Below are 16,674 nucleotides of genomic sequence, written 5' to 3' on the forward strand. Positions count from 1 at the left end.
CTGCCCTTTTTATGCTATATTTGAGTAAAATTCGAATGTTTATACTGTAAGAGTTTTTTTCTAGGCTAAAAAATGGTATAATAGCATGTAAAACTAGAAATAATAAGGGAAAATAAAAATATTTTTCCGAAAGATAGGTGACATATGAAAATAAGTAAAAGGCACCTGCTGAATTATTCCATTTTGATTCCTTATTTACTGTTATCCGTTTTAGGATTGATAGTAGTTTATTCGACAACTAGTGCGACCCTTATTCAGGAGGGGAAAAGTGCATTATATCTAGTGCGAAATCAGGGAATTTTCTGGATAGCCAGTTTATTCTTAATAGCCTTAATCTATAAATTAAAATTAGGATTTCTTCGTAATGAGCGGTTGCTCTTTATCGTTATGTTTGTCGAGCTGATACTCCTAGCTCTGGCACGGTTAATAGGTAGTCCCATCAATGGAGCATATGGCTGGATCAAGGTTGGTCCCATCACGATTCAACCAGCAGAGTATCTAAAGATTATTATCATTTGGTACTTGGCTCAGCGTTTTTCAAAACAACAAGATGAGATAGCAGTTTATGACTTCCAAGTTTTAACCCTCAATCAGTGGTTGCCAAGAGCCTTTAATGATTGGCGTTTTGTCCTCTTGGTCATGATTGGTAGTTTGGCAATCTTCCCTGACCTTGGAAATGCAACCATCTTGATTTTAGTATCCTTGCTCATGTATACCATCAGTGGAATAGCTTATCGATGGTTCACAACTATTCTTGGCTTACTAGCTGGTGTCTCTATGATTTCCTTAACAGCCATTCGCTTTATCGGTGTTGAGAAATTCTCTAAAATTCCTGTATTTGGTTATGTTGCCAAGCGTTTCAGTGCTTTTTTCAACCCCTTTAATGACCTAGCAGGATCTGGGCATCAGTTGGCCAATTCTTATTATGCAATGGTTAACGGTGGCTGGTTTGGTCTTGGATTAGGAAATTCCATTGAAAAACGAGGTTATCTACCAGAAGCTCATACAGACTTTGTCTTTTCGATTGTGATAGAGGAGTTTGGATTTGTAGGAGCTAGTCTTATTTTGGCTCTTCTATTCTTCTTAATTCTTCGTATTATTTTAGTCGGTATTCGAGCGAGAGATCCTTTCAACTCAATGGTGGCAATTGGTATTGGTGGAATGATTCTAATACAGGTATTTGTTAACATTGGCGGTATATCAGGCTTGATCCCTTCAACAGGGGTAACCTTCCCCTTCCTATCGCAAGGTGGAAACAGTCTTTTGGTCCTATCAGTAGCTATCGCCTTTGTGTTGAATATTGATGCCAGCGAAAAACGTGCCAAACTCTATCGCGAATTAGAAGCGCAACTCTAAGACATAATATGACAAGGAGAAAAAAATGTCTCTTCAAAAGTTAGAAAATTTTAGTAACAAAGCTGTTGTACAAGAAGAAGTGCAAATCTTGACAGATATGCTGGAAGATATCACAAAAAATATGCTTCCTGCTGAAACCTTTAATAAGATTATGCACTTGAAAGAACTTTCTTCAAAACTTGACTATCAAGGGCTAGATAAAGTAGTAACAGGGCTTTCAAATGATGAGATGGTCTACATTTCTAGATACTTCTCTATTTTGCCTCTTTTAATTAACATCTCTGAAGATGTTGACTTGGCTTATGAGATTAACCACCTAAATAATGTTGATCAAGACTATTTGGGTAAATTGTCAACAACTATTAAAATGGTGGCTGAAAAAGAAAATGCTGCCGAGATTCTTGAACACTTGAATGTGGTACCAGTTTTGACAGCCCATCCAACTCAGGTTCAACGTAAGAGTATGTTGGATTTGACCACTCATATCCATACCCTTTTACGTAAATATCGTGACGTTAGAATGGGACTCATTAACAAGGAAAAATGGCATAATGATCTTCGTCGCTATATTGAGATTATCATGCAGACAGATATGATTCGTGAGAAGAAACTAAAAGTAACCAACGAAATCACCAATGTGATGGAGTACTACAATAGTTCCTTCCTACAGGCTGTCCCTAACTTGATGCTAGAGTACAAACGTCTAGCAAAAGAGCAAGGAATTGATCTTAAACAAGCCAAACCAATTACTATGGGAATGTGGATCGGCGGAGACCGTGATGGAAATCCATTTGTAACTGCTGAGACACTTCTGCGTTCTGCTACCATTCAAAGTGAAGTGGTTTTGAACTATTATATCAGTAAGATTTCTAGTCTGTATCGTACCTTCTCTCTTTCAACGAATTTATCAAAAACTAGTAAAGCTGTTGAAGAAATGGCTGCTCAGTCTGGTGATACATCAGTCTTTCGTGAGAAAGAACCCTATCGTCGCGCCTTTCATTTGATTCAATCCAAATTGATTCAAACTCTCTTGAATTTAAAAGAATGGTCTGTGGTTGGCTCGTCAGCTGATGAACGTCATCCTGTTGAACGTCTTCTTGGTACTCAAGGGCATCAACAAGGAGTGATTACAGATTACATTGGTAATCGTCTTTCAGGAGCTATTCAAGAGCTGGCTGAAGATCGTCCACCATTTTACGAAACAGTTGAAGAGTTCAAAAAAGATCTATATACCATTAAGGATTCATTACTTGAAAACAAGGCAGAGTCTTTACTCACAGGTGAATTTGCAGAACTTTTAGAAGCTGTAGAAGTCTTTGGTTTCTTCCTGGCTTCCATCGACATGCGTCAAGATTCAAGCGTCCATGAAGCCTGTGTAGCAGAATTGTTGGCATCTGCTGGAATCAATGACCATTATAGTGATTTATCAGAAGATGAAAAATGTGACTTGCTATTGCATGAATTATTAGAAGATCCTCGAATTTTGTCAGCGACTCATGCTGAGAAGTCTGAACTTCTTGAAAAGGAATTAGCTATTTTCAAAACGGCACGTGAATTAAAAGACCGTTTAGGAGAAGATGTCATTCGTCAAACGATTATCTCTCATGCAACCAGCGTGTCAGATATGCTTGAGTTGGCTATCATGCTTAAAGAAGTTGGTCTGGTAGATGCTGAAAAAGCGCGTGTTCAGATTGTTCCACTCTTTGAAACAATTGAGGACTTGGACCATTCTGAAGAAACAATGAGAAAGTATTTCTCTCTACCACTTGCTAAGAAATGGATTGCTTCTAAAAACAATTACCAAGAAATCATGCTTGGCTACTCTGATAGTAATAAGGATGGCGGTTATCTATCATCTTGTTGGACACTCTATAAGGCCCAACAACAATTGACTGCTATTGGTGATGAATTTGGAGTCAAAGTAACCTTTTTCCATGGTCGTGGCGGTACCGTTGGCCGTGGTGGTGGCCCTACTTATGATGCCATTGCTTCTCAACCACTCAAGTCCATCAAGGATCGTATCCGTTTGACAGAACAAGGGGAAGTTATTGGAAACAAATACGGAAACAAGGATGCAGCCTACTATAACCTTGAAATGTTGGTTTCAGCAGCTATCAACCGTATGATCACCAAGAAGAAGAGTGATACCAATACGTCAAATCGCTATGAAGCCATCATGGACCAAGTAGTAGAACGTAGTTACGATATCTACCGTGAACTCGTATTCGGAAATGATCATTTCTATGATTATTTCTTTGAATCTAGTCCAATCAAGGCTATTTCAAGTTTCAATATTGGTTCTCGTCCAGCAGCTCGTAAAACGATCACTGAAATCGGTGGTCTACGTGCTATTCCTTGGGTATTCTCATGGTCACAAAGTCGTGTTATGTTCCCAGGTTGGTATGGAGTTGGTTCAAGCTTCAAGGAATTTATTGACCAAGATCCAAAAAATATTGAATTCCTTCGTGATATGTATCAAAATTGGCCATTCTTCCAGTCACTCCTATCTAATGTTGATATGGTCTTGTCCAAATCAAATATGAACATCGCCTTTGAGTACGCTAAACTGTGTGAAAGTGAAGAAGTACAAGCAATCTACTATACTATCTTGGATGAATGGCAGTTGACTAAGGACGTTATCTTGGCTATTGAAGGCCATGAGGAGCTGTTGGCAGAAAATACTTATTTGAAAGACAGTCTCAACTACCGCATGCCTTATTTCAATATCCTTAACTATATTCAGTTGGAATTGATTAAGCGTCAACGTCGTGGTGAGCTATCTTCAGATGAAGAACGATTGATCCATACAACTATCAACGGAATTGCTACAGGATTACGTAATTCAGGTTGATACAAGCTCCATTTTCCAAAAATCGTAGGAATTTTCGTAATTTTTTAAAATATTTTATGAAAACCCTTGACAAGTTTTAGTAAAATGATATAATTTAAGCATTCAGAAAGTAATCATTGAAATTTTTTAGAGAGTCTGTGGTTGGTGGAAACAGATAGGTGGAAGTGATGAAAATTGGGCTGAATGTTATTAAGAATTTGAAATCATAAGAATTCGGTGAGCACACCTTACAGTGCAACTCGTTTTAGCGAGTAAGAGCGATAGGACTAGTTCCTATAATTGAGGTGGCACCGCGCATCGACGTCCTCACACAAGTTTTTTGTGTGAGGACTTTTTCTATGGGGAGGAAAAAATTATGGAAATCAAACGATGGCGACGCTTAGTAAAGTTATATTGAAAGTGAAATGAACATTACTAAGTTTAAAAGAAATAAGGAGAAAATTATGAAAAACAAACGTTTACTTGGTATTATCGCAGCATTAGCACTTGTAGTTGGAGGAAGCTTGGTATATTCTAGCTTAACGAAACAAGAAACTAAAACTGAGACAGCTAATAAAACAGCTAAGGTTGGTGTTCTTCAGTTTGTAAGCCACCCATCGCTTGACTTGATCTACCAAGGTATCCAAGATGGACTTGCTGAAGAAGGCTATAAAGGTGACCAAGTTAAAATCGACTTTATGAACTCAGAAGGTGACCAAAGTAAGGTTGCTACAATGAGTAAGCAATTGGTGGCAAATGGAAATGATGTCGTTGTCGGTATTGCAACACCAGCAGCTCAAGGTCTTGCAAGTGCAACAAAAGACCTTCCTGTTATCATGGCTGCTATCACAGATCCAATTGGTGCTAACCTTGTACAAAACTTGGAAAAACCAGGTGGGAACATCACTGGGGTGTCTGACCACAACCCTGCTGAACAACAGGTTGAATTGATTAAAACATTGACTCCTGACGTCAAGACGGTTGGAGCTCTTTACTCAAGTAGTGAAGATAACTCTAAATCACAAGTCGAAGAGTTCAAAGCTTACGCTGAAAAAGCAGGTTTGAAAGTAGAAACATTTGCAGTTCCATCAACGAACGAAATTGCTTCAACAGTTAACGTTATGACTGGTAAAGTTGATGCAATCTGGGTTCCAATCGATAACACAATCGCATCTGCATTCTCAACTGTAGTATCAAGTAACCAAACAGCTAAAAAACCAATCTACCCAAGTGCGACTGCCATGGTAGAAGCTGGAGGTTTGGCATCAGTCGTTGTTGACCAACACGATCTTGGTGTTGCTACTGGTAAAATGATTGCTAAAGTCTTGAAGGGTGAAAAACCTGCAGATACACCAGTTAATGTCTTCTCAACTGGTAAATCAGTGATCAACAAAAAAGTTGCTCAAGAACTTGGAATCACTATTCCTGAATCAGTTCTCAAAGAAGCTGGTCAAGTAATCGAATAAGAATGAAGGAGGAGTTGGAGACATCTCCTCCAATTTTTAGAATAAAGGAAACGAATCAAACATGCTAATATCAATTATTTCACAGGGATTGGTCTGGGCTATCCTAGGTTTAGGAATCTTTATGACCTTTCGAATCTTGAACTTCCCAGATATGACAACGGAGGGCTCTTTCCCATTGGGAGGAGCGGTAGCAGTGACTCTCATTACCCAAGGGGTTAATCCTTTTCTTGCTACTTTAGCAGCCATAGGAGCAGGTTGTCTTGCTGGTTTAGCAGCTGGACTATTGTATACCAAAGGGAAAATTCCAACTCTTTTATCAGGAATTTTAGTCATGACTTCTTGTCATTCTATCATGCTCATGATTATGGGACGGGCTAACCTTGGGCTCTTAGGAACAAAACAAATCCAGGATGTTCTTCCATTTTCATCAGAGGTTAATCAATTACTGACAGGTTTAATCTTTGTGACTTTGGTTATCCTTCTCATGCTTTTCTTCCTAGATACCAAACTTGGACAGGCCTATATCGCTACAGGGGATAATCCAGACATGGCTCGTAGTTTTGGTATCAATACAGGACGTATGGAGCTTATGGGCTTGGTCTTGTCAAATGGTGTAATCGCACTTGCTGGCGCACTTATCGCTCAACAAGAAGGTTATGCGGATGTCTCTCGTGGTATCGGTGTTATCGTTGTTGGTCTTGCCAGCTTGATTATCGGTGAGGTTCTCTTTAAGAGTCTTACCTTAGCAGAACGCTTGGTTACTATTGTAGTTGGTTCCATCAGCTATCAATTCTTGGTATGGGGAGTCATTGCTCTCGGCTTTAACACTAGCTACCTCCGTCTATACAGTGCCCTTATCCTAGCAACTTGTCTAGTCATTCCAACTCTTAAGGATAAATACTTGAAAGGAGTCAAGTTAAGCAAATGACAGCAATTGTAGAATTAAGAAATGCCACAAAAATTGTGACAAATGGCTTTGACGAAGAAAAGATTATCCTAAACGATGTTTCACTTGATATTTATGAACATGACTTCATCACAATTTTGGGTGGAAATGGTGCAGGGAAATCAACCCTCTTTAATAGCATTGCGGGAACTTTACCTTTAACCAGTGGTAGCATTCGCATCATGGGCGAGGATGTAACTCATTTTAGCCCTGAAAAGCGTGCCAAGTATCTTTCTCGTGTCTTCCAAGATCCTAAGATGGGAACAGCCCCTCGTATGACCGTTGCAGAAAACCTTTTGATTGCTAAGTTCCGTGGGGAAAAACGTGGACTTTTCCCAAGAAAATTGTCATCCTATAAGGAAGAATTTCAAGCGACCATTGAGAAGGTTGGCAATGGTCTAGAGAAGCATTTGGATACACCGATTGAATTTTTGTCAGGTGGACAAAGACAGGCCTTGAGTCTATTGATGGCAACCTTGAAGCGCCCAGAACTACTTTTGTTAGATGAACACACTGCCGCCCTTGACCCTAAAACAAGTGTTGCCTTGATGGAGTTAACTGATGACTTCGTCAGCAAGGACCATCTGACTGCTTTGATGATTACCCACCATATGGAAGATGCTCTCAAGTATGGAAATCGCCTCATTGTCATGAAGGAAGGGCGAATCATCCAAGATTTGAACAAGGATGAAAAAGCCAAGATGAAGATTTCCGATTATTATCAACTGTTTGAGTAGATATTTTTTAAATCAAGTATCCTTAAAAACTTAGAAGTAGGCTTTTGCTTCTAAGTTTTTTGTATTAAAAGGAGATTATCTAAAAATGGTCTGGATTCCACCGTCTAAGATTTTATAGTATAATGATTATAAGGAAAATGTTGCTAAAGATAAAAAACTTATAAAAAAGTGTTTTGTATCTAAATTTTATCTTGTCTCTAAAATAAGGTATTTAAAATGTATTTTTACTTTGTAAAGTATATAAGTTCTAGGTAAGGAAAAAGTCAATGAAAAAATTTTTAAAAATCGTACTCATAATTTTATTAGTTTTTCTAACTTTGTTTGGTCTATATCGTGTCTATCAAAGGTATTATTATAAAGGAGTGTATGAATCTTTAAGTAATGTCTTTCTAGAGATGAACTATGCAGAAACCCATAGTGGTATTTTACCTGGACTTGCTGATTTTAGTAAAGCCGTTGACGGAGGTGCATCATATCGCGATAAGGATATTATAGTTGGTCTGAGTCCTGAAGCAGGCTTATCTGAGAGTGAAACTATATTAGTGTATGTAGGTATTGAAAAAACATTTCTAATTGAGTATAGGCGGGCGTTACCTGATGGTAGATACCTTTTTATTGATTATGATTATAGAGATAAGATGCTCAAACAAACTATTGAAATTTCGGAATCTGACCAATCATTAGCCTACGGGTTAATTGGTTATAATATAGAAGTGAAGAGGGGGAAAGAATCTGATTTAGAGCTACATTTAAAAAGTTCCTATAGTTTTAGCTCGACTAAAGGTTTACCAAGTTTTCAGCTAACAGATCCCAACGAAGTACTAGAGTATTTAAAACTTCATGGGATTGATGAAGCTTGGATTAAAGAAAAATCCCACTTCATGCTCTATGATGTCGTTCTAGAACGCTGGTTCAAAAATGGCAGTCAACGTTACTCAGTTGACAATCTTGGGGATGTAGAGATTGTGCCACTAAGTTTTTCTGAATAGGATGATACCCAAGCAATGGAGCTGTTAAAAGAGAAGAATAATGTTGTTTATCAGTTTCTCCAAGATTTAAGTAAGGAAAAAGTCAATGAAAAAAATTTTAAAAATCATACTCATAACTGTAGTAGGTTTTCTAACTTTGTTTAGTCTAGATCGTGTCTATCAAAAGAATTATTATAAGGGAGTGTATGAATCTTTAAGTAATGTCTTTTTAGAAATGAACTATGCAGAAACCCATAGTGGTATTTTACCTGGTCTCGCTGATTTTAGTAAAGCTGTTGACGGGAGTCAATCGTTTAGAGATCCAGACTGGATAATTTCCATAGGACTTGATGCAGGCTTGTCTGAAAATGAAAGTTTAAAAGTGATTGTAGGTTTTGAAGAAACTTTTATTATTGAATACCAGCAACTATTATCTGACGGGAGGTATCTTTATATAAAATATGACTACAATGATAAGAAACTCAACCAATTAGTCGAAATTTCAGATTCTAAATGGTCGGTAGCGTATGCATTAGCTAGTTACAATATACTACACAAGGATGGGGGAAAACTAGATTTAGAGGCATATAAAGAATTATCACGTCAGTCGAAAACAGGGGACTCGATACCCAATTTTTACTTAACAAGCTCCAACGAAGCACTAGAGTATTTAAAACCTTATGGGATTGATGAAGCTTGGATTAAAGAAAAATCCCACTTCATGCTTTATGATGTTGTTCTGGCACGTTGGTTCAAAAATGGTAGTCAACGTTACTCAGTTGACAATCTTGGGGATGTAGAGATTGTGCCATTGAATTTTTCCAAATAGATTGTCCTACTTATGCAAAAAGTACTTTCTATCAAGTGTAAAATGTATGACTTGGAAAAAGATGTTTATATATATTTTAGGACGATGATTGAAATTTTGTGTTTAAATACGGTAAATAGTTATCTTCCATGTTCTACGGAAAAAATATCGAAGGATATTCCTAATTCAGATTATTGGAGCTAATTATAGATTGGATAAGTAATGTAACTTGATTGAAGGGAGAATATGATTTTGTGTTTAAGGAGTTCTTTTAAGTTTTATGATAGAAGATGATAAAAATGTAGTAGTAGGAGTTATAAGAATTTTTCAAATCTTTTTATATAAAGCTGATTTGCAAGATTATATTGATTAACAAGAAAGAGGTTGCTAAGTGAATAAAAAAATGTTTTATACCTTATCTATAGGAGCATTTGTAATCATGCTACTACCGCTCGCTTTCATTTTTTTAAAGCCACGATATAGTAATGTTTTTGAAGAAATTTATCATGACGAGTACCATCATGCCACAACTTCTTTTTTACGTACGAATTCTACTTTAAATAGAATACCTGAGATGGAAGTAAATAAAACAGGCGGGCTGCTTTACGGTTCAATTTCAGAAAAGTATCGTTCAGAAGTCTTACCTACAGGAGTTGAGAGTATTTCGTACAGTTTTTATTATCCAGATGGTAAACTAGATAGTGGGAGAATGTCTATAGACTTTCTATTCATGCATAGTAGTGGAGTGATTATAGATATATATTATAAGTATAATCACGAATCTGATAAATTGGTTCAGTCTCTAAACATTATTGATGAAAAAAGGTTGACAGACCTCAATCAAATTATGGAGTATGTAAAGGAGAAAAAAATTAATCTTTCACCATACTTTACTAAAAGTGAAGAATTGTTACGAAATAAGATTATTCCAGACTGGCTTTCCGTCTATCCTAGTCAATTTTCAAAGAATAATTGGGGGAATGTAAAAGTCATTACCGAATACAAATGGGATTATAAAACTGCTTACTGATGAGGTGAATCATATGAAAGAACGAAAAGAAGGTGTGATAAACAACATTATTTATGTAAATACAAGTTGCCAAGATTCAAAGTGTCGAATTTATCCGACATTAACAGATTTATTTGGTATTTTGAGAGAAATTATCCAAACAGAAGAAACTACAGGAAGTATTCATATTACACCTTTCTACATCAACGAAAAATTGGATTTTCAGGAAGAATTAGATATTGGAGTTTTCTATCTCGAGTGTGCAGACACTGTAACTGTAGAAGATAAAAAAAACTTTTTAAGAAAACAAATGTATTGGCTACATCCGGATTCTGATTATAAAATCCTTGAGAATTATATATCAATGGAAGATGTAGAACATACGAATTTTTTAGTAGAAAAGAAAGATATTGCTGGTTTTCAAGATAGCATTAATAGATATATGGATTATCTGATGATTCGAGGTATTCCTCAAATGATGGAATGGCTTTACGATATGACCATACTAGATGTGGAATCCCTCCCATATGGGTATTTTTGTTTTGAGATCGTATCAAGTTGAGTTTCTTTGAAATATCTAAATGAGGTATAAATTGAAAAAATCAGATTTTGTTATTTTAACCATCTTACTGTTTACTGTATCCATCCTAACTCTTGTGATCTGTAATATAAACTGGGGAATCATTACTTTAGGTCCAAGTGAAGAGACAAAGGTGCGAGTGAACGGACACTCCGAGAGTTTGGACTCCATAATCCATGTAGAGGTCATTCCAGTTACTACAGATGGGAAGATAAAGCTTTCTCGAGGCGATGATTGGTTTGATCCTGAAAAAGGAATTGGATATAATATTAAGGATTCTCGGATTGAAACCTATCATTACAATGAAAAAACATAAAGCTGGGATGTAACGATATTAGAGAATCCTCATAATGGCATTGGTGTCGATCGCGAAGGTATTATTATGGATCCACCTCAAAATGCACTTTTTTCGTTTGCTTCAAAGAAAGGATTCGAAATCAAAATAAAGAATATATCTGATCAGACAGTTGAATTTAAAGTAAAAGTGACATATGATTAAGATTTGGCAAGTTGATAGTTTAGCAAGCAATAGATCCAAATAGTAGATTGATTAGAATCAAACCGGTCAAATCCTGCTAACTTTCAAATTGAAGTACCAAAATCAAATAGAAGTCATAAATATGAATAGGAGAAGGAATGGTATTACAAGATATATTTGATGCAGCTCAAGAAGGAACGTTTGAAGAGTTTCATTCGCTCTACAAGGGCGATGTGAATCAAATCACACATGAGAAATTGAATTTGTTGAACATGGTTTTAACTAGCAATACTTTGCTAGATGAAAAACTTAAGATTATTCAGTTTCTTATTGATGAAAAAATTGATGTTAATTGTTTAGACTCAGATAATAGAAATGCCTTACATAATTTGTTTCAGTTTAAAGCGAATTGGAGAGTAGATGTTGAGTATGCAACTAAGGTCATGTCAATGTTGTTGAAAGCAGGGATAAATGTTAACCAAGTTGATAAATATGGGGCAATTCCATTGATTGCTGCGATTACAGTCTTGAAATTAACAACCAAGGAAGCCTTGCCTTTATATGAGATGTTGATTGCTAGTGGTTCTGATATTCACCGTAAAGATTTTCAAGGGAAGTCAGCTATAGATTATGCGAGAGAATTCAGTTGGAGACAAGATTTATTATCTGAAAATGGAGGGTTACTTGCTGATGAATAATAGTGATTTTGGTGGATTTATGGTTTCAAATAATGTAATAAATGGCTATCATATTCAGTACACTTATAGAGAGAAATCTTCAATTTCTCAGTTAAATGGATGGACAATATTATCTTCTATTGATGATGAAGAATATATTTCTAATCCTGATAATTTTACAATTCTAGGTGTGACAAGTATACTGCACATTGCTCCGGTTCTACTAGAAATTTTTCCTGCAAAATATGGAACAGATTTGTTTTGGCTATACAAGGACAATGTACATATAGGATTTTATGATTTAAAGTCAGAAAGAGAAGTTACCATTACAGAGATTTTGCAATAATCTTTTCTGAATGACTATGGTATATTTTAAAAAAACCAAATGAATCATTAAGCCAAGTAACTTTAAAAAATTTTAGAAATTCAGATAAAGGCATTGTTTTATAAAAAGCAGGCGATAAAAACATGGCATACACACAAGAAGATTTTCAAGAATGGACTTTCCTCATTTGCTTTTACTAGGGAGTTTGCTGGGGAATAAGGCCTTCATCTAGACTATGGCGGATAATTTGGAGTCTTAGATATTGGCTCACAAGGGAGGAGATTAAAGTGACGATAGAAACAGAGTTGAAAAAAATTGGTAAAAGTTTATCTTTAATAAATGACAGTCAAACCTCTAACAAGATATCTTCTACTAGTTTAGAAAATATAGATGATATTTTAAATGATTATTTACCCCTTCATTTAAAATGGATAGAGAAAGGAAATTCTTGGATTGTTAAGTCATTAAGTGAGAATCGTCAATTAGATAGACAAGCCTTTTCTCAGTTACTTGTAGGAGTTAGAAATCTGTATCTTGATTTAGAGGAACTTCAAGATTTACTGATTGAAGTATCAAATGAAATAGATGAAAATTAGAGGTTTAAAACGTAAAATGGAATAATGGAGGTATATATGACATCAGAGTTAGAAACTAAAAATGAAGAATGGGTAGAAGTCTTTAAAGGTTTGATTCCCAGAGATAACTATAAGATAAAGGTTTTGTTGACTGATTTAGGAGATGGGCAGGAAATTAGGCTGATTGGAGAGCAGAACTGTTTTAAATTATCATGTTTTTGTTATGATGAAGCACGATTTTTTAGCAGGAAATTGTATTTATCTGCAATTCTGGATAAAGAGATGTTTAAAAAATATGAAAAAAATAATTTCCAAAATATCATTTATGAAGTCAAAAATAGTCAATTAGTGAATAAACTCGGATATACAGCCTATGGTAGTGCAGGAACACTGTATTCACAACATTATATCATCATAACTCAAGATAGTGTAGTGGAGATTCTTGTGTCCGCAAATTCTAATTTAAGTATCAGTCAATACTAGAAAATTTGCTAAATAAACATGTACACCGCTGTAGTACAATTATCAGAAAATAGAACTTGGAGAATTGATATGGAAAAATGGACGGAAATTAAACCGGGCTTCATCCCTTTTGGCGACTATGGTATCGAGATAAATATAGACGGGGATACTCTAATTGCCTACTTGGAAGATTCGGAAAAATTTAAATTTACCTTTACAAAAGTTTGGGCTTTCCGTTCAGTCCAGGAAAGTTTAGAATTAATAGATAGTTACTGGGAGCAAGGATTAGCAAAGAACAGACCACGTTATCTGACCAACTATATCTATGAAGTCGAGAATGCAGAATTTGGTGACTTAGTCGCTTCTGCAAATATAGTTAATAAAAAGCTCCATCACTACAAATTAATGTCGACGCATTTTTTAGTGGATATTGTATCTGAAAATGATGTAAAAGTGGAGAAAGTGACTAGCTAGTTTTATGAAATAGTCTCATGTAAAGTGTATGAAATGGTTTACTTTTTTTCAGAAATAAGCTATACTAGTTAGAGTAAACTGTGATAAAATGGAGGTATTGTCTATGGTTGACAAGAGACTCATCGAAGAGATCAAAAACAATACCAATATTGTCGAAATCATAGGAGAAGTGATTTCTTTACAAAAATCTGGACGGAACTTTTTAGGGCTCTGTCCTTTTCATGGTGAAAAGACCCCTTCCTTTAACGTGGTCGAGGATAAGCAGTTTTACCACTGTTTTGGATGTGGTCGTTCTGGGGATGTTTTTAAGTTTATCGAGGAGTATCAGCAAGTAACCTTTGCGGATGCGGTGAGGATATTAGCTGAGAGACTTGGGATTCAGATGGCAGCGCCTGTTCAAGGTTCTGTACAGCCTAGGTCGCCCCATCAAAATCTCTACGATATGCATGACAAGGCTGCTCGGTTTTATCATGCCATCCTCATGACGACTAAGATGGGTGAGGAGGCCAGGAACTACCTATATAAACGTGGTTTAACAGATGATGTTCTAAAGCATTTTATGATTGGTTTGGCTCCAGCAGAACGCTCTTATCTCTATCAACGTTTAGCAGATGATTATAGCGAAAATGACTTGCTGGATTCAGGTTTGTTTTACCTATCTGAGAGTAACCAATTCTTTGATACCTTTCATAATCGCATTATGTTCCCACTATCAAATGATCAAGGAAAGGTGATTGCCTTTTCTGGTCGAATTTGGCAAGAGACTGATTCTCAAACTGGAAAGTATAAAAATAGTCGAGCGACGGCAATTTTTAACAAGAGTTACGAATTATATCATTTGGAGAGGGTAAAAAAAGGATCGGGCAAGGCTCCTGAAATCTACCTGATGGAAGGGTTTATGGATGTCATTGCGGCTTACCGCGCTGGTATTGAAAATGCAGTTGCTTCTATGGGTACCGCGCTGACGAGTGAACATGTGGAGCATCTGAAACGCTTTACTAAAAAGGTTATCGTCACCTATGACGGAGATAAGGCTGGGCAAGCTGCCACAGCTAAGGCATTGGATGAGCTTAAAGATTTACCTGTCCAAGTCGTCCAGATTCCTGACGCTATGGATCCAGATGAATATTTGCAGAAAAACTCTCCTCAAGACTTGGCTTATCTATTAACCAATACACGCATTAGTCCTGTTGAGTTTTACATTCATCATTTCAGACCTGAAAATAGTGAAAATCTACAAGCTCAAATTGAATTTATAGAGAAAATAGCTCCCTTAATCGCCAAGGAACCCTCTATCACAGCTCAGAATTCCTACATTCACATTTTGACGGATCACTTGCCATCTTTTGACTATCAGCAAGTCGAACATATTGTCAATGAAAGTCGTGTTAGACAGAGAAAGGAGAAGGTCAAGGAGACCTATAGTCCTAGTCCTATCACCATGTCTGTCTCCAAGCAGTTGACAGCAGTGATGAGAGCGGAAGCCCATATCCTCTACCGAATGATGGAACATCCCTTGGTGCTTAATGACTATCGCTTAAGAGAGGATTTTATCTTTGAAACTCCAGAGTTTCAGACCTTGTATGGACTCTTGATTGATAATGGAAGTATCTCATCTGAGGATTTGGCTCATCAGACCAGAGAAGTGGAGAGTGCGTGGTATCAAGTTCTAGCCTTGGATTTGCCACCTGAGATGTCCCCTCACGAGTTAGCCGAAGTGGAAGAGTCTCGAAAAAGAGCTCTTTTGAATCAGGAAAATCTGCAAATTAAAAAGAAAGTTCAGGAAGCTAGCCATGTCGGTGATACAGACACTGCATTAGAAGAGCTAGAACGCTTAATTGCCCAAAAAAGAAGAATGGAGTAAGAATGGCAACAAAACAAAAAGAAGTAACAACCTTTGACGTCCAAGTAGCGGAATTTATTCGCAATCATAAAAAAACTGGTACAGCAACTGATGATGAAATCAATAACGTCCTCGTAATTCCCTTCACTTTAGATGTGGAAGGAATTGAGAATCTTTTGCAACGGATTCAAGATGCTGGTATCTCAATTACGGACAACGAAGGAAATCCAAGTGCGCGTGTTTTGAGCACTGAGGAAGAACCAGAGTTGACTGATGAAGATTTGATTGGTTCAACCTCTGCTAAGGTCAATGACCCTGTCCGTATGTATTTGAAAGAAATCGGGGTTGTTCCTCTGCTTACAAATGAAGAGGAAAAAGAATTGGCTCTTGCTGTTGAAGCGGGTGATATCGAAGCTAAACAACGCCTTGCAGAAGCGAACCTTCGTTTGGTAGTATCTATCGCTAAACGTTATGTTGGACGTGGAATGCAGTTCCTTGACTTGATCCAAGAAGGAAACATGGGCTTGATGAAGGCCGTTGATAAATTTGACTACTCTAAAGGATTCAAATTCTCAACTTATGCGACTTGGTGGATTCGTCAAGCCATTACTCGTGCAATTGCTGACCAAGCTCGTACTATACGTATCCCTGTACACATGGTTGAAACCATTAACAAGCTTGTTCGTGAACAACGTAATCTTCTTCAAGAGTTGGGACAAGATCCAACTCCTGAACAAATCGCCGAACGTATGGATATGACACCTGATAAGGTCCGTGAAATCCTCAAGATTGCCCAAGAACCTGTTTCTCTTGAAACACCTATCGGTGAAGAGGACGATAGCCACCTTGGTGATTTTATCGAGGACGAAGTGATTGAAAATCCAGTTGACTATACAACTCGTATCGTCTTGCGTGAACAATTGGATGAAGTTTTGGATACTCTTACAGATCGTGAAGAAAATGTTCTTCGCCTTCGTTTTGGTCTTGATGATGGGAAAATGCGTACCTTGGAAGATGTTGGTAAAGTCTTCAACGTAACGCGTGAACGTATCCGTCAGATTGAGGCCAAAGCTTTGAGAAAACTTCGCCAGCCAAGTCGAAGCAAACCACTTCGTGATTTTATTGAAGATTAAGTTGAGG

At 36.9% G+C, this 16,674-nt stretch carries 17 protein-coding genes and 1 pseudogene; all 18 read left to right on the forward strand.

Going from position 1 to position 16,674, the window contains the following annotated elements:
* Positions 1-144: 144 nt before the first annotated feature.
* The 18 genes and pseudogenes from ftsW (at position 145) to rpoD (ending at position 16,667) form a co-directional block, all read left to right on the forward strand.
* Positions 145-1,356, forward strand: coding sequence for a cell division peptidoglycan polymerase FtsW (gene ftsW, locus QM867_RS03165; RefSeq protein ID WP_281334969.1), 1,212 nt, complete (start codon positions 145-147; stop codon positions 1,354-1,356).
* 25 nt (positions 1,357-1,381) lie between these two features.
* The gene (gene ppc, locus QM867_RS03170) at positions 1,382-4,207 is read left to right on the forward strand and encodes a phosphoenolpyruvate carboxylase (protein WP_414315152.1); all 2,826 of its coding nucleotides are present in this window, start codon (positions 1,382-1,384) and stop codon (positions 4,205-4,207) included.
* 443 nt (positions 4,208-4,650) lie between these two features.
* On the forward strand, positions 4,651-5,652 hold the full coding sequence (gene trpX / locus QM867_RS03175; protein ID WP_414315153.1) for a tryptophan ABC transporter substrate-binding protein: 1,002 nt from the start codon (positions 4,651-4,653) through the stop codon (positions 5,650-5,652).
* Between the two features lie 61 nt (positions 5,653-5,713).
* Positions 5,714-6,580, forward strand: a complete 867-nt coding sequence (locus tag QM867_RS03180) for an ABC transporter permease (protein WP_000908764.1) — start codon at positions 5,714-5,716, stop codon at positions 6,578-6,580.
* Positions 6,577-7,335, forward strand: a complete 759-nt coding sequence (locus tag QM867_RS03185; protein WP_414315154.1) for an ABC transporter ATP-binding protein — start codon at positions 6,577-6,579, stop codon at positions 7,333-7,335. The genes QM867_RS03180 and QM867_RS03185 overlap by 4 nt, the downstream gene beginning before the upstream one ends.
* Before the next feature lie 266 nt (positions 7,336-7,601).
* Positions 7,602-8,324, forward strand: a complete 723-nt coding sequence (locus QM867_RS03190) for a TipC family immunity protein (protein ID WP_414315155.1) — start codon at positions 7,602-7,604, stop codon at positions 8,322-8,324.
* A gap of 85 nt (positions 8,325-8,409) precedes the next feature.
* Complete coding sequence (locus tag QM867_RS03195; protein ID WP_414315156.1) at positions 8,410-9,132, forward strand: TipC family immunity protein; 723 nt, start codon at positions 8,410-8,412, stop codon at positions 9,130-9,132.
* 370 nt (positions 9,133-9,502) lie between these two features.
* A complete protein-coding gene (locus QM867_RS03200) occupies positions 9,503-10,141 on the forward strand; it encodes a TipC family immunity protein (protein WP_414315157.1) in 639 nt (212 codons plus the stop codon).
* 13 nt (positions 10,142-10,154) lie between these two features.
* On the forward strand, positions 10,155-10,682 hold the full coding sequence (locus tag QM867_RS03205) for a hypothetical protein (RefSeq protein ID WP_414315158.1): 528 nt from the start codon (positions 10,155-10,157) through the stop codon (positions 10,680-10,682).
* A gap of 31 nt (positions 10,683-10,713) precedes the next feature.
* Entirely contained in the window at positions 10,714-11,016 is a 303-nt protein-coding gene (locus tag QM867_RS03210; protein WP_414315159.1) for a hypothetical protein, read from the forward strand.
* Between the two features lie 252 nt (positions 11,017-11,268).
* Positions 11,269-11,328, forward strand: a pseudogene (locus QM867_RS03215) (GH-E family nuclease); the annotation flags it as partial.
* A gap of 8 nt (positions 11,329-11,336) precedes the next feature.
* Complete coding sequence (locus QM867_RS03220) at positions 11,337-11,876, forward strand: ankyrin repeat domain-containing protein (RefSeq protein WP_414315160.1); 540 nt, start codon at positions 11,337-11,339, stop codon at positions 11,874-11,876.
* Complete coding sequence (locus QM867_RS03225) at positions 11,869-12,201, forward strand: DUF2185 domain-containing protein (RefSeq protein WP_414315161.1); 333 nt, start codon at positions 11,869-11,871, stop codon at positions 12,199-12,201. Before QM867_RS03220 ends, QM867_RS03225 begins: the two co-directional genes overlap by 8 nt.
* Positions 12,202-12,467: 266 nt before the next feature.
* Positions 12,468-12,776, forward strand: a complete 309-nt coding sequence (locus QM867_RS03230; protein WP_414315162.1) for a hypothetical protein — start codon at positions 12,468-12,470, stop codon at positions 12,774-12,776.
* Between the two features lie 36 nt (positions 12,777-12,812).
* Positions 12,813-13,238 (forward strand): hypothetical protein, encoded by a 426-nt coding sequence (locus QM867_RS03235; protein WP_414315163.1) that lies wholly within the window; start codon positions 12,813-12,815, stop codon positions 13,236-13,238.
* Positions 13,239-13,307: 69 nt separating this feature from the next.
* Positions 13,308-13,691, forward strand: a complete 384-nt coding sequence (locus tag QM867_RS03240; RefSeq protein ID WP_153224711.1) for a hypothetical protein — start codon at positions 13,308-13,310, stop codon at positions 13,689-13,691.
* 103 nt (positions 13,692-13,794) lie between these two features.
* Positions 13,795-15,555 (forward strand): DNA primase, encoded by a 1,761-nt coding sequence (gene dnaG, locus QM867_RS03245; RefSeq protein ID WP_414315164.1) that lies wholly within the window; start codon positions 13,795-13,797, stop codon positions 15,553-15,555.
* A gap of 2 nt (positions 15,556-15,557) precedes the next feature.
* Complete coding sequence (rpoD, locus tag QM867_RS03250; RefSeq protein WP_414315165.1) at positions 15,558-16,667, forward strand: RNA polymerase sigma factor RpoD; 1,110 nt, start codon at positions 15,558-15,560, stop codon at positions 16,665-16,667.
* The last annotated feature ends 7 nt before the right edge of the window (positions 16,668-16,674 follow it).

This window comes from Streptococcus infantis (assembly GCF_047463635.1).
Lineage (GTDB): Bacteria > Bacillota > Bacilli > Lactobacillales > Streptococcaceae > Streptococcus > Streptococcus infantis_W.

What these genes read in the sequence shown, in the direction of transcription:
- QM867_RS03235 (WP_414315163.1), top strand. Translation starts at nt 12,813, where the DNA reads ATGACATCAGAGTTAGAAACTAAAAATGAAGAATGGGTAGAAGTCTTT.
- dnaG (WP_414315164.1), top strand. Translation starts at nt 13,795, where the DNA reads ATGGTTGACAAGAGACTCATCGAAGAGATCAAAAACAATACCAATATT.
- QM867_RS03220 (WP_414315160.1), top strand. Translation starts at nt 11,337, where the DNA reads ATGGTATTACAAGATATATTTGATGCAGCTCAAGAAGGAACGTTTGAA.
- QM867_RS03240 (WP_153224711.1), top strand. Translation starts at nt 13,308, where the DNA reads ATGGAAAAATGGACGGAAATTAAACCGGGCTTCATCCCTTTTGGCGAC.
- QM867_RS03205 (WP_414315158.1), top strand. Translation starts at nt 10,155, where the DNA reads ATGAAAGAACGAAAAGAAGGTGTGATAAACAACATTATTTATGTAAAT.
- ftsW (WP_281334969.1), top strand. Translation starts at nt 145, where the DNA reads ATGAAAATAAGTAAAAGGCACCTGCTGAATTATTCCATTTTGATTCCT.
- QM867_RS03225 (WP_414315161.1), top strand. Translation starts at nt 11,869, where the DNA reads ATGAATAATAGTGATTTTGGTGGATTTATGGTTTCAAATAATGTAATA.
- ppc (WP_414315152.1), top strand. Translation starts at nt 1,382, where the DNA reads ATGTCTCTTCAAAAGTTAGAAAATTTTAGTAACAAAGCTGTTGTACAA.
- QM867_RS03195 (WP_414315156.1), top strand. Translation starts at nt 8,410, where the DNA reads ATGAAAAAAATTTTAAAAATCATACTCATAACTGTAGTAGGTTTTCTA.
- rpoD (WP_414315165.1), top strand. Translation starts at nt 15,558, where the DNA reads ATGGCAACAAAACAAAAAGAAGTAACAACCTTTGACGTCCAAGTAGCG.
- QM867_RS03185 (WP_414315154.1), top strand. Translation starts at nt 6,577, where the DNA reads ATGACAGCAATTGTAGAATTAAGAAATGCCACAAAAATTGTGACAAAT.
- trpX (WP_414315153.1), top strand. Translation starts at nt 4,651, where the DNA reads ATGAAAAACAAACGTTTACTTGGTATTATCGCAGCATTAGCACTTGTA.
- QM867_RS03180 (WP_000908764.1), top strand. Translation starts at nt 5,714, where the DNA reads ATGCTAATATCAATTATTTCACAGGGATTGGTCTGGGCTATCCTAGGT.
- QM867_RS03190 (WP_414315155.1), top strand. Translation starts at nt 7,602, where the DNA reads ATGAAAAAATTTTTAAAAATCGTACTCATAATTTTATTAGTTTTTCTA.